14 protein-coding genes are annotated in these 14869 nt (G+C 35.4%); 7 read left to right on the top strand and 7 right to left on the bottom strand.

Annotation, left to right across the window (positions count from 1 at the left end; all coding sequences use genetic code 11):
- Positions 1–118: 118 nt before the first annotated feature.
- From ltaS to HMPREF2846_RS05120, 6 genes are all read right to left on the bottom strand, one after another.
- Complete coding sequence (gene ltaS / locus HMPREF2846_RS05150; protein ID WP_002481511.1) at positions 119–2065, bottom strand: polyglycerol-phosphate lipoteichoic acid synthase LtaS; 1947 nt, start codon at positions 2063–2065, stop codon at positions 119–121.
- A gap of 565 nt (positions 2066–2630) precedes the next feature.
- A complete protein-coding gene (locus HMPREF2846_RS05145; RefSeq protein ID WP_002481510.1) occupies positions 2631–3635 on the bottom strand; it encodes a 5-oxoprolinase subunit C family protein in 1005 nt (334 codons plus the stop codon).
- On the bottom strand, positions 3623–4330 hold the full coding sequence (pxpB, locus tag HMPREF2846_RS05140; protein ID WP_002481509.1) for a 5-oxoprolinase subunit PxpB: 708 nt from the start codon (positions 4328–4330) through the stop codon (positions 3623–3625). Before pxpB ends, HMPREF2846_RS05145 begins: the two co-directional genes overlap by 13 nt.
- 276 nt (positions 4331–4606) lie before the next feature.
- Positions 4607–5215, bottom strand: a complete 609-nt coding sequence (locus tag HMPREF2846_RS05130) for an aminotransferase class IV (protein ID WP_070625994.1) — start codon at positions 5213–5215, stop codon at positions 4607–4609.
- Positions 5216–5220: 5 nt separating this feature from the next.
- Complete coding sequence (locus HMPREF2846_RS05125; protein WP_070625993.1) at positions 5221–6357, bottom strand: chorismate-binding protein; 1137 nt, start codon at positions 6355–6357, stop codon at positions 5221–5223.
- Positions 6341–6934 (bottom strand): anthranilate synthase component II, encoded by a 594-nt coding sequence (locus HMPREF2846_RS05120; protein WP_070625992.1) that lies wholly within the window; start codon positions 6932–6934, stop codon positions 6341–6343. The genes HMPREF2846_RS05125 and HMPREF2846_RS05120 overlap by 17 nt, the downstream gene beginning before the upstream one ends.
- Positions 6935–7299: 365 nt before the next feature.
- Between HMPREF2846_RS05120 and queC the strand changes: the two genes are divergently transcribed.
- From queC to HMPREF2846_RS05090, 6 genes are all read left to right on the top strand, one after another.
- Positions 7300–7971: a 7-cyano-7-deazaguanine synthase QueC gene (gene queC, locus HMPREF2846_RS05115; RefSeq protein ID WP_002481505.1), complete on the top strand. Its 672-nt coding sequence runs from the start codon at positions 7300–7302 to the stop codon at positions 7969–7971.
- A gap of 2 nt (positions 7972–7973) precedes the next feature.
- A complete protein-coding gene (gene queD / locus HMPREF2846_RS05110; protein ID WP_023015404.1) occupies positions 7974–8399 on the top strand; it encodes a 6-carboxytetrahydropterin synthase QueD in 426 nt (141 codons plus the stop codon).
- Positions 8392–9105, top strand: coding sequence for a 7-carboxy-7-deazaguanine synthase QueE (gene queE, locus HMPREF2846_RS05105; protein ID WP_070625991.1), 714 nt, complete (start codon positions 8392–8394; stop codon positions 9103–9105). The genes queD and queE overlap by 8 nt, the downstream gene beginning before the upstream one ends.
- 115 nt (positions 9106–9220) lie before the next feature.
- The gene (locus HMPREF2846_RS05100; protein ID WP_002481502.1) at positions 9221–9817 is read left to right on the top strand and encodes a hypothetical protein; all 597 of its coding nucleotides are present in this window, start codon (positions 9221–9223) and stop codon (positions 9815–9817) included.
- 87 nt (positions 9818–9904) lie between these two features.
- Positions 9905–10168, top strand: coding sequence for a GlsB/YeaQ/YmgE family stress response membrane protein (locus HMPREF2846_RS05095; RefSeq protein WP_031262612.1), 264 nt, complete (start codon positions 9905–9907; stop codon positions 10166–10168).
- Positions 10169–10347: 179 nt separating this feature from the next.
- On the top strand, positions 10348–11187 hold the full coding sequence (locus HMPREF2846_RS05090; protein WP_070626024.1) for an aldo/keto reductase: 840 nt from the start codon (positions 10348–10350) through the stop codon (positions 11185–11187).
- A 103-nt stretch (positions 11188–11290) separates the two neighbouring features.
- Here the strand turns inward: HMPREF2846_RS05090 and HMPREF2846_RS05085 are convergent, their stop codons facing one another.
- Positions 11291–13594 carry a nitric-oxide reductase large subunit gene (locus HMPREF2846_RS05085; protein WP_176745470.1) on the bottom strand — a complete coding sequence of 768 codons (2304 nt, stop codon included), beginning with the start codon at positions 13592–13594 and terminating at the stop codon, positions 11291–11293.
- Positions 13595–14106: 512 nt separating this feature from the next.
- Here HMPREF2846_RS05085 and scdA point away from each other — a divergent pair.
- The gene (gene scdA / locus HMPREF2846_RS05080) at positions 14107–14802 is read left to right on the top strand and encodes an iron-sulfur cluster repair di-iron protein ScdA (protein WP_060804108.1); all 696 of its coding nucleotides are present in this window, start codon (positions 14107–14109) and stop codon (positions 14800–14802) included.
- The last annotated feature ends 67 nt before the right edge of the window (positions 14803–14869 follow it).

Genomic DNA, 14869 nt, shown 5'->3' with positions numbered 1-14869 from the left:
GTTACAGGTTCATCTTAAGCGGATAATTGTGTAAGTTTTGTAAAGGTTCGCACCAAAAAAATACAGCGGGCAAATCCATAAGAGGATTCACCCGCTGTTGAAATGACTAAGTCATTGTTTATTTCTTCTGAGAACCTTTAGGTCCTGTTTTATATTGATATTTAGATGGATTTACTTTGTCGAAATCCGGATTTTTGTAGAATCTGAATAAGTCACCATTAAGAACACTGTCGCTCATTTCTAAGTCTTTTTCAACTTGTTGTTTATTTTTCTCTAAGTCAGCAGGTTCTTTTTCTAATGGTTCATTTGTTTTATTATCAAATGCTCTACCATTCACATATTTATATTCAGGTGTAATAAAGTCACCGTTTCTGAATGGTACGACTTGTTTATGATCCTTAGATAATAAATCTGTACCTAACATTAAGAAGTTCTTAGTATCGATACCTTCTAAGTGAAGTAATGTCGGCATTACGTCGATTTGTCCACCGTAAGTGTTGTCAACGCCGCCTTCTTTACCAGGCACTTTCATCCATAAACCAGTACGGTTCAAGTCCATAAATTTCGCTGGTGTAATTTCTTCACCTAATAATTTTTCCATTGCTTTATTATGGTTTTCAGAAATACCATAGTGGTCACCGTAGATGACAATCACTGAGTCATCATAGATACCTTTTTTCTTCAATTCGTTGATATATTCTTCTAAAGCACTATCCATGTAGTTTGCTGTTTGTACATAGCCGTCTACTGTCGCATCTCCAGTGTTAGGTTTTTCAATTCCCGCTTCATCTGGTGATAATGTGAATGGATAATGGTTTGTCAATGTAATCAAGTGTGAATAGAATGGTTTTTTCATTTTAGATTGATATTCCGCTGATTCTTTAAAGAACGGTTTATCTTTCAATCCTAAGTTTTCAATGTTTTCAGGACTCATATCGTAGTAAGTCGCATCGTAGAATTTATCAATACCGAAATGTTTGTAAACTTGATCACGGTTCCAGAATGTTTTGTAGTCACCGTGCATAACGTTGCTTGTGTAGCCACGTTTTTGATCAAGAATTGCTGGTAATGATTGATACGTATTAGAACCTTTCAATGAGTACGCTGAACCTTGTGGTAAACCATACAAGCTGTTATCCATTGTGAATTCCGCATCTGATGTTTTACCTTGTCCAGTTTGGTGGAAGAAGTTTGGATAATATTTATAACCTTCTTGTCCTGAAGACAATTTGTTAAGGAAAGGTGTCACTTCTTTACCATTGACTTTTTTATTAATCAAGAAAGTTTGGAAACTTTCTAAATGAATTTTAATAATATTTTTCTTTTTACCTGCACCGTAGTATTCCGGATTAGGTTCTACTTCTGCTTGTCTTTGTTTTGTGTAGTTCAATACTTTTGTTAAATCATCTTCAGAAGCCATTGCTTTCTCTTGATGGTTTTGAATTGATTTCACACCATCATAAACTGTGAAGTTATATGGTCCAAGATATTTAACTAAGTATTTATGGTCGAATGTACGAGTTAATAATTCAGGACGATCTGTTTCTGCAAATGCTAAGTTCAAGAAGAACAAAGCAACTGAAACTGCCATTACGACTGGAACAAATTTCTTGCTGAAAGTACGTGTATCTAACCATTTTGATTTAAAGATCAAAATAAACAGATAGATAATTGTATCTAAGAAATACACGAAATCATACCATTTGAATGACGCAGATACTGCGCCTCCCATAGACTCAACGTTACCTACTTGGTTTAAAGTACTGAATGTTAAAAAGTCTGAGAAGAATCTAAAGTAAACAACGTTTGCATAAAGCAAGAAAGTTAATAAGAATCCGCCGATGAGCATAAACCAAAACGCCTTCTTACCTTTAAAGAACAAGAATACGCTAAGTATTAATGCGAGTAAGCTGTATGGATTCATTAACAAAATTAAATTTTGGACTAATCCCTTAACTCCTAAAGAAAAATCAACATAATAAGCAAAATAGGTCTTCAAACTAACTGTTAAAACAGTGAGTAAGAAAAAGACAAAAATGCTTATTTTCTTTTTCTGCAGACTCATGTGTGTCTCCCCCGTTATTGTTATTTAGTATTCAATCAATCATCAAACAGTACCATTTCCCGTCTACTTTTTAATGTTTCTTATAGAAAAGATTGCTGCTTAATGGCCAATCAATTAAAAGCGAAGCAGTCTCGTACTGCTTCTTATCTCTGTATTTTCAATAATTGCGTCATGTTTCATTTAAATTGCTCTAATTTATATTCATCAAAAATTTACATTGCCTACTTCTTTGTAACACTATTGTAACAAAAATTACGTAGTACAGTAACTAAATATAGAACATTTCACACGACATTTCAAGCGAAAACCTATCCAAAATTGACATATTACACTATATTTTTTCTATGTTAATTTATTGCTAAGAAAAGATAAAATGCTTTCATCATGCATGTTAAGCTTGTTCACTTTTATTTTGAATTCGCGTTAATATTATAAAATTATACAGGAAATCACACACGATTAAATCAGACTCCAGCCTTAGAATGTAATTGTGCATTTTGCACATTAAAAAACTGAGAAAGTAACCAGCTTTCTCAGTTGAATTCATTTAAATTAATGTGTCATGTTATTTATTCATTTCTTGCATCATACGATATTCAATACCATGGAATAGCTGTTGTAACCAACTGCTGTATTTCATTAAGTTATTTTCTGCAGTATAAATATCAATATATTGGAACTTTAAGCGCGCACCTTGTGGTTTTTGCGCAAGTTTTGTTAAATGATAGCTCGCAATTGTACCTAATTGCGGATAGCTTCCTAATGTATAGTGGTCATTTAATAAGATGATTGGTGAACCATCACGTTTCACTTGAATCGTACCACGTTTTACAGATTGATGTGGCGGCATGTCTTCATAAAAGGCCTTTACTGGATCGCCTTCTAGAATCATCCCTGCACGGTTCGCTTTGCTGGTTACTTTATATTCACCATATGTAAAGCGATTTAAAGTTTCTTCATCAAAGTCTTCTGCTCCTTTATTTAACACTACATGGAACATATCAGACATATAGTTGAAAGAAAGTGCGTAACCATCAATACCCCAATCCGTTTTATGTGTAACCTTCAAGTTATCAAATAATTTAAGATGACGTTTAGTATAGTTACGTTTCATATTAATCGCATCACCTGCTTGCAATGCACGTCCTTCGTAACCACCTATTTTAGATAGGAAGTCTGTTGAAGTTGAACCTAGCCACTCTTCAAGTTCTACTCCGCCGCCGATTGCTAAGTAAACACGAGATGTACGGTTAGATTCAGAGAACTGTAGGACATCTCCTTTTTCTACTAAATACAATTTGTTCGGCAAAATACGCATGTTTTGTGTCCATGCTTTGAAGTTGCCGCCAGAAAGTGCAATTAAAGTCGGCTCAGTGAAGCGAATACGCGCCATTTTTGTCGTCATCTCTAACGTTGCTTCATTTTTATCATTCGCAACCAAGCGATTCGCTATTTCATGTGCTAAGAAATCAATTGCACCGCCAGGAATAACGCCATCATGCTCGTAACCTTGTCGTCCAAAGTCTTGGAAGCTTGAAAAAAGTCCTGGATTTTCTATTATGATTGACATGATTCACTGCCTCCTTCACTTTCATTTTCAGGTTCAGCTGGTTTGAACCGTACAGTATCACCTAACTTCAATAAAGTGAAGTCTTCTTTTTCTGGGTTGAATAAACGGACAGGTGTATAACCGATAACAAGCCAGTCACCGTATGTATCAGTTGTGACTACACCACATTTCTTACCTTCAAGGATGACAGATCCTGCTGGAATAAATTTTTGTTCATCTCCTGTATGGTTAACATAAATACGTTCATTTAATCCTGTTAGATACGGGAATCCTGGTGAATAGCCCATCATCGATACGAAGTATGTTTTATTCGCATGCAATGAAATAAATTCTTCTTCACTCATTCCGAAGTATTCTACCAACTCTGCTAAATCTGGACCGTATTCGCCACCATAGTAGACAGGTAATTCTACAGGCATTTTTACAGCATCCCCATGTCTGACTTCGATTTTGATAGAGTGCAGTAAATCCGTCATATATTGGAACGGTGATGTAATATGATGATGTTTCATCATATCTCGCGCATTATAGACAATCATCATATCAGATTCAGTCGGCACGATTTCTGTAATAAATGGATAGTTTTGTTCTAATAAATACGAACGTAATGCTAACAGGTCTTCTGTTGTATGTTGCGTGACTTCTTTCTCCACAGAAACCACAATTGCTTTGTCACCTTGACTATAAATTTTCATAATGCACCTCTGGTCTTCATTGATTATAAAAGATATTTAGTAACCTTAAAATATACGTCATCATCATCTTCATAAAGTAATATACGAGCACGAGTTGGATAAGCAGCATTATACCTACGACGGCTTTTGCTGCTAAAGGTTTCTGCTGTTGTAGGAAATAGCGTGCCAGCCGCTTCGCAACCCAAATTACCACAATGATTAATATCAGGACTATTCCAATCATGCTGCCACCTTTTTAAACCCTTCTGCTACTTATAAGTTTAATCATACTTAATTTTAAAGATTAATCTGTATCTCGGCAACCTCTCGCAAGCTATTTATCAAGAAAAGCTCCGCTTCATGTGCCTCCAATTTTTCTCTCAACTCATCTATTGTATAATCTCTTTCTTCTGCTTTACCTTCATCTAATAACTGTACACGCATGCACCCTTTTAAGAAATCATTATTAAAACAAGGTGTGTAGAATTTACCTTGTTCTTTGATCAGCACATTACCGATATCAAACTCTAAAATTTTACCTTGCAGATTATAAAAAAGAACAACATCTGTCTCATGAAGATGTTCTACATGTTCACGATGAGACGTTTTATTGACATATTGCCACTTTGGGTAATCCGAACGCATCAATTGCGCTTGAGCAGTGAAACTACTTTTTTCAGGTAAGTCGACACATTGATAAGTCAATTCGCCAGATTCATCTGCCATGACTTTCAAACGATAAGTGCCTGTTGGATATTCCTTTTTAATATCTGCGATAAATGCTTCCCACTGAATTTCAGGTAATGGAATAGAAAGCTCCTTAGCTGACTGTAAAATACGTGCTTTGTGATAATCTCGACGTGGAATTTTACCTTCTGATAAACGCATTGTCTCAAATAAGTACATCATTATCACTCCAATATTTTAGTTTTCGCTTCAAACTCTGCGACTTCTGCTTCTGGATCTGAATCAATCGTAATACCTGCACCTACACCATAGACTGCTTCGTCTTCAATATATTGCACCGTACGTATCGGTACATTAAATATTGAGGGACCGTTTGGAATCATTAACCCGATGGTACCACAATATACATGTCGCGGTGTGCCTTCTAATGCTTTAATATAGCGCATCGTATTTAATTTAGGTGCACCAGTAATCGAACCGCATGGAAAGAGTGCAGTCAAAATACGTTGTAATGACGTTGCTTGCGGTAATTGTCCTGTAACCATACTCGTCATTTGAAAGACAGTTTGATAACGTTCAATATGAAACGGTTGATACACTTTCACACTGCCTGGTTTTGAAATACGTGCAATATCATTACGTAATAAATCTACTATCATCACATTTTCAGCTTGATCTTTTTTAGATTGTGCGAGTTGTTGATAATAATAGTCATCCTCTGCTTTATCTTTCCCTCTTGGCATAGTGCCTTTCATCGGTTTACTTAATACCACGTCCTCCATCGTTTTAAAAGAACCTCTTTGAAAGAACAATTCAGGTGAAATCGAGGCGATTTGTAGTTCATCGGTATCAAGCAACGCTGTATAATTACCGTGACTGCTTCGTGTTAAATAATCATACATTTCGCTGATAGGCATACGGATACGATCATACATACGTGTTGTATAGTTCACTTGATATGTATTCCCTTCTACAATCGCATCTTGAACTTGTTGGATATGTTGAATCATAGTTGGCTTCGACAAACGAAAATGAAAGTGCGGACGTGCTGCTACAGCCTTATCTTTTACTTCTTCCCTTGTTTCAGGTGCTTCAAATATATAGGCTGCCGCATAAACATAATTGGAAGTTTCTGGTAGATGTACTGCCATTTCAGAATTAAAGGCAGGTGCCGCTTCGTAAGGTAAATACAGACAAACAAAATGACCTGCCTGATGTGCTTGTTCAGCAAAATCAATGACTTCATGTACCTCATTTAAATCATAAGCAATCTTTTGATCAAGAATTGTCTTGAAACAATATTGGTACTGCTTATAATCTGTTTCATCTGTGTAATATCGATAATTAAAGTGCGCGCGCAATATTTTCACCTGCCTGTTGAAGAAATAGTCGAATTTGTGCATGGCCATATTCACTCAATATAGATTCAGGATGATATTGCACACCATAAATCGGATAACTTCTATGCGCCACTGCCATCACAATTTGCTCTTCGTTATATGCTGTGACTTCTAGCTCACTTGGCATGCGCAATGCATCTGCACATAAGGAGTGATAACGCATCACATGAAATTGTTTAGGCAGTCCCGCAAAAATACCTTGCTCATTTGTGGTAATCAACGTAGTGTGGCCATGTACAGGACGTGAACTATGAATAATAGCACCACCGTAATGTTCAACAATAAGTTGAAATCCTAAGCACACACCTAAAATAGGTACACTATCTTCAAACGTGCTAAGGACTTCATGTAAAATCGGATAATCACTTGGACTTCCTGGACCTGGGGAAATCACAATCGCATGCGGCTGCATCGTTTTTAATGTTTCTATATCTACGTCATCTACATCGATAACTGTCACACGTTCATTACTTTCTGTCTTCAGATAATCTACTAAGTTATATGTAAATGAGTCTTTGTTATCTATCATTATAATCATACTTAACTTGTCCCCTTACTCAACATTCTATTTGTTTCGTCGAACAATGCTTTTAACTTCATTTTACAAGATGTCACACGATTTTGTAATAGCAGAAGCAGAGACACCTTGATTTTATTTAGGAAATATATTATTCTATCTATCGACATAGAAACACAGAGGTTCCTAGCTGATACCCTCTATAAAAAACTAGACTTTTACTTTCAATCGTCTATCTTTTATAGAGATAGTCAATATACTACGTCATTGTCTATATCAACTCGAACCTAAAAGCGTTATTTTGAATCATCAAGATACACGCACTTTAGCGTTCGAGTTTTTTTATTGATCGAGCTAGGTCATCACTTTAAAGGAGAGATTGACTTATGGCACCCCATAAACTTGATGATGATAAAGCACTCGTCGTTTTCAGCGGCGGACAAGACAGTACGACTTGTCTCTTTTATGCGAAAGCAAAATTCAAAGAAGTAGAACTTGTGACTTTCCAATACGGTCAACGTCACGATACTGAAATTGAAGTCGCTAAACAAATCGCACAAGAACAAGGATTAAAGCACCACATTTTAGACATGTCTTTATTATCTCAACTCACACCGAATGCGTTAACCCAACATGATTTACAAATTGAAGATACTGATGATGGTGTACCAAACACCTTCGTTCCAGCACGTAACTTATTATTTTTATCGTTTGCGGGCGCGTTAGCTTATCAGATTAAAGCACGTCACATTATTACAGGTGTCTGTGAAACAGACTTCTCTGGTTATCCGGATTGTCGCGATGATTTTGTGAAATCCATGAATGTCACATTGAATTTATCGATGGATAAAAACTTTGTCATTCATACACCATTAATGTGGTTAGACAAAAAAGAAACTTGGGCATTAAGTGACGAACTTGGTGTCTTAGATTATGTAAGATATAACACATTGACTTGCTATAACGGGATTATCGCAGATGGCTGCGGTGAATGTCCGGCTTGTCAATTACGCGCACGTGGTTTAAATGCTTATTTAGCAGAAAAAGGAGTGAACTGATTTTGTTACAACAAATTTATCCAACAGTTGCCCATCCCTATGCTTTCGAATTAAATAAAGATTTCCATTTTGCAGCTGCACACTATATCCCTTGCGAAGATGCAGGTAAATGTGTACGTACGCATGGTCACACTTATTTCGTTAATTTAACTATCGTTGGTGACGAACTTGATCATAGCGGTTTCTTAATCAACTTTGCAGCATTAAAAAAACAAATTCATGAGCAGTTCGATCATTATTTATTAAATGATTTACCGCAGTTCAAAGATAAAATGCCATCTACTGAAGTGGTCGCACAAACGATTTGCCAACTTACAGAAGAAATTTTAGAGAAACAGCCGAACCGTCCAAAATGTGCACAAGTCTATTTACGTGAAACTCCATCTAGCTATGTGGTTTATCGTCCTAAGGAGTTCCGTCATGGCTAAAATTCCTGTATTAGAAATTTTCGGACCGACCATTCAAGGTGAAGGCCGTGTCATCGGACGTAAAACAATGTTCGTACGAACTGCTGGCTGTGATTATCGATGCAGCTGGTGTGATTCCAGTTTCACTTGGGATGGCAGTATGAAAGATGAAATTCAAATGATGACTGCAGAAGAAATTTATGACCGACTTTATGAAATCGGCGGCGATTGCTTTAATCATGTCACAATTTCAGGCGGTAATCCTGCATTAATTAAAGGTATTCAAGATTTAGTGGATCTCTTTGAAGAAAAGAACATTGAAAGTGCATTAGAAACACAAGGAAGTCGTTTCCAACCGTGGATGCGCCAAATCAATGATTTAACAATCAGTCCTAAACCACCGAGTTCAGGTATGAAACCAAACATACAAATACTTGATGAAGTAATTGAACAATGTGTTAAAGAAACATTAAATCTTAAAGTTGTCGTTTTTGATGATGACGACTATGAATTCGCTAAATATATACATCATCGTTATCCAGATCTCCCATTTTATTTACAAGTCGGCAATCCTTACTTAGATGACGAAGTAGAAAATCATACAGCACGTTTGCTTGAACGTTACGAAAATCTTGTAGATAAGGTTATGCAAACCAATGATATGAATCAAGTCTATGTTTTACCACAATTGCATACATTACTTTGGAGTAATATGAAAGGTGTATAAGTTTCGGGCTGCAGAATGCCCGAGCTTTTTTAATTTTAAAGTGTTTTCAAATGCTTAAATGTACTGAAATTGGTATAATATTCCAGTGAATATTAGAAGTCAGGAGACGCACCCTATGCTCATCTACATAATTATCAACATTGCGATTATATCAGCTTCCATTTTGATTGATATGTATTTACAATCTAACAATCAAGTCAAATTAAGTACGATTCTTATTGCAGTTTCAATAAACAGTGTGATTAATCTTATCGTCATCGGAAAGTATGATTTTATTTCGCATGCGATGGTTGCGTTTATATTAATTTGGACATTACTCGCACTGTTGACTGATCGAAAATTTAAGCCTATTGTCTTTACGACACAAAAATTCATGGCTTTTATTGTCTTTACTTTATTGAGTCTTTCTTTGTTCATCGTATTCAATACGAGTGAAAAATCTTATTATATGTCCGTTCCATATTTAGCACCTGTTTTCTTCTTAATCGGAGCATCTTTCATCTTCTTAACCATTTTTGAAAGCTCTGAAGATACAAGCTTTCGTAGTCATTTCATGAAGAATAAGCCTAAATCACTGACAATCGGCACATTATTAATTATTATTTCATTTCTTGTAATGAATTTATTAACTCCTTTCTGGTATGTTTACCTAATTATTTACTTAATATTAATTTTATTTATCTTGTGGACAAAACCTTTTTTAAAAAATTGATTTAAGATGATTACTTATCATGTATTAGTGGTAAACATTAACAAGCACAATAAAAAAGTATTGTCAGTATTGAATTAGGAGGCTACTATTATGGGATTAATATTAATGATTATCGTCGGAGGCCTAATCGGTTGGTTAGCCGGCGCAATTTTAGGTAAAGATATTCCAGGAGGAATCTTAGGTAACATTATTGCTGGTATTGTCGGCGCTTGGCTTGGCTCAGCAATCTTCGGTGATTGGGGTCCATCACTAGGCGGCATTGCGATTTTCCCAGCATTAATCGGTACAATTTTATTAATTGTAATCCTTTCATTAATCTTGGGTGCAATCCACAAAAACAAAAGAAAATAAGTCTTAATACTTAATGTTTATTAACATACGACTTGCAGCAACATCATTCAATGGTGTTGCTGTTTTTTTATTTCATTTGATTAAATAACCTTTAATTAAATTGCGCATCATTTTCTTTTTAATAGTATTACATATCTTTCGTTTGATATAATGAAGAAAAAGTAGAAGGAGTGCGAATCATCTTGAAAAAGAAAGTAAAGTTGAATAACGATGTGAAAATTCCTCGTATAGGTTTAGGAGTCTACAAAATTGACGAAAAGCATATGGAATCTGCAGTCAAAGCTGCTGAAGATTCTGGCTATCGTGCTTTTGATACCGCTTATTTCTATTTCAACGAAAAAGAATTAGGTGAAGCAATTAAAAAAAGTAAAGTCCCCCGTGAAGATCTCTTTATTACGACTAAGTTATGGAATGATTATCAAGGTTATGACAGCACAAAAGCTTACTTTGAAAAATCATTAGAGAATCTTGGTGTAGATTATTTAGATATGTTTTTAATTCACTGGCCATGTGAAGCAGACGGCTTATTCATTGAAACATATCAAGCAATGGAAGAACTTTATAAAGAAGGACGCGTTAAAGCAATCGGTGTCTGCAACTTCCAACAACATCACTTAGAAAAATTAATGGAACATACTGAAATTGTGCCGGCGGTTAACCAAATCGAATTCCACCCATACTTAAACCAACAAGACTTACAAGACTTCTGTGATAAACATGGTATAAAAGTTACCGCTTGGATGCCTTTAATGCGTGGACGTGGTTTATTTGAAGATCCGGTTATCGCAAAGCTAGCTGAAAAATATGAAAAAACACCTGCGCAAATCATCTTAAATTGGCATTTAATGCATGATAGAATTGTGATTCCTAAGTCTCAAACTCCTTCAAGAATCAGCGAAAACTTTGAAGCAATTGACTTTGAATTACGAGATAAAGACGTTAAAAAAATCGATCAGTTAAATCAGAACTTACGCCAAGGTAAGCACCCTGATGACGTTAAAATCGGTACGTTAAAATAACTTAATTCAAGTTCATATATAACGAAAGGACAGTGCAGAGCGCGAAACTCTGTACTGTCCTTATTTTTACTTTTCCGCTTATGTGAAAGCTATTTACTGTCTATCAGATTTTATTTTGATATTCATTATTTTTAACTTTTTTAAGATGCATGACTTCACGAACTGTGATTACAAGTAAAATAATTACACCGGCTGTGAAGATTAAGTCCCAAGGCAATCTGCCCCATAATAACCAAAAGACTGAGTCTTTTTGATAGAACTCTGTCAATCTTGCATGCCAGTAACCATGTTTCAATGCATCTGTAAGTTGAATATAACCTACTGGAAGCAATGTCACAAAGACCATGCCAGCTAAACCAATATTTAATAACCAGCATGAAATAGAAATCCATTTTTCAACTTTCTTCGTCCAGAATTCAGGTTTAGTAATACTTCTTAATACATATAACATAATCGCAATTGAGAACATACCATACACACCGGCCATTGAGCCATGTGCGTGCGCAGATGTCCACTGTGTTCCGTGTTCAAAGTAGTTAATGGCTGGCGCATTAATCAAGAATCCTAGTGCACCCGCACCAATTGCGTTCCATAATCCTGTAGAAGCTAAGAAGATGAATGTACCTTTGTATGGGAATTCAATTTTACTGAATTTATAAACACGATAATGGGTGTAAGCTTCCCAAATTAATAAACATAACGGTACAACTTCTAAAGCAGAGAAGCTTGAACCTAATGCTAACCAAATTGAATGGTCGCCTTGCCAGTAATAATGGTGCCCCATTCCTACAATACCTGTACCTAGTAATAAAATGATTTGGAAGTACAATGCACGAATTGTAGAATGTATTGTCGTTAATTTCATATCTACCATTAAGAAACCAATTAAAATAACCGCAAAAGCTTCAAAGATGCCTTCTACCCATAAGTGTACAATCCACCAACGCCAATAATCTGCGAAAGTGACATGTGAGTTAGGCATAATAAAGAGTGATGCTAAGTAGAACATTGGAATTGCGATTGCGCCAATAAACAAGAGTAAGATTAAACGCTTACGATGTTGTTCACTGCCATCTTTAATCGCTGGGATGAAGCCTCTGGCTAAAATAATCATCCATAGCACCATACCGATGATAAATAGAATTTGCCAGAATTTACCAAGCTCAATATATTCCCAACCGAAATGACCGAATAACCACCATTTATCGTTAATCCAGCCAAGAATATTGCCCCATTCACCTATCATACTACCGCCAGCAACAATCAATAATGCGACGAATAAGATATCGACTAATTTACCTTGATGTTTAGGCTCTTTACCGAGCACCCTCGGCACAATATAGATCCCTGTCGCAAGCCATGTTGTAGCCACCCAGAAGATCACCAACTGCAAGTGCCATGTCTTCGCAATGTTGAATGGGAATAGTTTTTGAAGCGGAATACCAAAGAATTCATTTTCCACATAATAATGGGCCATTAATTCACCTAATAAGATTTGAATTAAAAACAGCACCATCACAATCACAAAGTATTTGGCTGTTTTGGCCTGACTTGATGAAATTGTATCTTGAATTTTAATTTCAGGTAAACGACGTTCACTATCATATGTTGATTCCATGTCGAATTGATAACGTCTTTGGAAGTAAATAATAATCGCAACACCAGCGACTAATATCGCAACGGAAATTGCTGACCATATCAATGCTTCACTTGGCATTGTATTACCCGCTTGTTCATCAAATGGCCAGTTGTTTGTATATGAGAAATCTCTATCTGGACGGTCTGTTGAAGATAACCATGCACCCCAGAAGAAGAAATCACTCAAATGCTCAATTTTATTCCCTTTGACCATATAATCATCTGTCTTGATTTGATCAATCATATTTTGTGGTAACCCTGCTTGCTTGGGATTATTCACAAACTCTTTATGATAATAATCTCTGACATAATTCAAGCCTGCAACTTGTGCATCTGTTAATACAAGTTCATCTTTAGCTTTTGAATAGCGATTCACCCGTATTTCTTTTTTAACTTTGTCTTCAATGCCTGCTTTTTGCATTTGGTTTAATTGTTTAAAAGGTTTATCATAAAGATGTTCAGCATAATAGTAATGCATCCCTTTTAAATAATGATGCAATGTTTCTGCAGTATAATCAGGACCTAAATAAGATCCGTTTCCTAAATATGAACCATAATCCGTCAATCCATATTTTTCATAAATGGCTTGACCACTGATTAGTTCGGATTTAGAAATGACCGTCTGTCCACTTTCGTTCACCACTTTTGTTGGACGAGGCGCTTCATTTTTAAATATCAACCAACCACCAGCTAGCAAAATACCGAATACGGCGACTAATATTGTTACTAAGACTTTCGACAATCTACTGTATGGATTTTTCATCCCGATTTCTCTCCTCAGTAACTTCGACTCTCAACTTCAGAATACGCCTACTGTAATTGATAGTAAATATCATTCTCAATTAGTTCTTAATTTTGTCATAAATGTATTTATACATAAATTGTTGTTTTCTTCGATTTTAGTTTTATTTTAATATGTTTATTGTTAAGCAAACTTTGTGTTCTACAAATGTTTTAATAAGCGGTATGGTCTCTACTTCTTAATATTTTTTATTAATCTACTGATATTGGGAATCATTTTCAATTATTCAGAAATTTGTCACAAACGATTGATTTAAAGTTTATTTACACTTATAGTGTTTAAAGTAATTTTTATGACGTTTATTTTAATATTAATACTCCTTTTGTAAGTTACTTTAGTTTCTATACGGGTAAATTTATAATAAATTTCCTTGAAGTTTTTATGAAGATTACAATAATACTTTTAATTTAGAACACTTTTTGTTTTTATTTATCACTATTCTTCTTATAATGGAGATGAGTCGAAAAGGAGCGTATATTATGATTACTAAAACTGATATTGTAGCGAACGTTGTGACAGACTATCCGAAAACTGCTGATATCTTCAAACGTTCTGGTATAGATTTTTGTTGTGGCGGCCAAGTTTCTATTGAAGAAGCTGCGAAAGATAAAAAAAGAGTTGTTTTAGAAGATTTATTAGCCGAACTTGATGAAGCAAGTAAACAAAATGCCGGAGGACAAGGCTTAAATCCTAAATATTTAAGCATCCCTTCTTTAATTCAATACATCCAAGATGCATACCACGAACCAATGAAAGAAGAGTTCAAAAACTTAACACCTTATGTGACTAAACTCGCAAAAGTTCACGGTCCAAGTCATGAGTACTTGTTAGAATTAAAAGATTTATATACAACATTTAAAAACAACATGTTAGAACATACACAAAAAGAAGATGAAAAAGACTTCCCTCAACTTATCGCATTTGCGAATGGCGAGAATGTTGATAACGTAGAAGCAATTATCGAAGATTTAACTGCAGATCATGACAGTACAGGTAACTTGTTACGTAGAATGGATGAAATTACGAATGATTTCCAACCGCCTATCGAAGCTTGCGGAACATGGCGTTTAGTGTACACTCGTTTAGCTGCGTTAGAAAATGCGACATTACAACACGTACATTTAGAAAACCACGTTTTATTCGAAAAATGTCGCGAACAATTACAACAAGGCTAATTTAACTTTATATTTAGCGTGAATATCTTATAAAACTAAACAGACAAGGTTGAAGATGTGATTATAT

This window comes from Staphylococcus sp. HMSC056G08 (assembly GCF_001812305.1).
Taxonomy (GTDB): domain Bacteria; phylum Bacillota; class Bacilli; order Staphylococcales; family Staphylococcaceae; genus Staphylococcus; species Staphylococcus simulans.
Note: the sequence above shows the minus strand (reverse complement) of the source record. Positions and strands in the feature narration are given on the sequence as shown.

Coding starts and splice junctions, on each gene's coding strand:
- HMPREF2846_RS05145 (WP_002481510.1), bottom strand. CDS start 3,635: ATGTCAATCATAATAGAAAATCCAGGACTTTTTTCAAGCTTCCAAGAC.
- HMPREF2846_RS05130 (WP_070625994.1), bottom strand. CDS start 5,215: ATGTACTTATTTGAGACAATGCGTTTATCAGAAGGTAAAATTCCACGT.
- HMPREF2846_RS05120 (WP_070625992.1), bottom strand. CDS start 6,934: ATGATTATAATGATAGATAACAAAGACTCATTTACATATAACTTAGTA.
- HMPREF2846_RS05100 (WP_002481502.1), top strand. CDS start 9,221: ATGCTCATCTACATAATTATCAACATTGCGATTATATCAGCTTCCATT.
- queC (WP_002481505.1), top strand. CDS start 7,300: ATGGCACCCCATAAACTTGATGATGATAAAGCACTCGTCGTTTTCAGC.
- scdA (WP_060804108.1), top strand. CDS start 14,107: ATGATTACTAAAACTGATATTGTAGCGAACGTTGTGACAGACTATCCG.
- ltaS (WP_002481511.1), bottom strand. CDS start 2,065: ATGAGTCTGCAGAAAAAGAAAATAAGCATTTTTGTCTTTTTCTTACTC.
- queE (WP_070625991.1), top strand. CDS start 8,392: ATGGCTAAAATTCCTGTATTAGAAATTTTCGGACCGACCATTCAAGGT.
- pxpB (WP_002481509.1), bottom strand. CDS start 4,330: ATGAAAATTTATAGTCAAGGTGACAAAGCAATTGTGGTTTCTGTGGAG.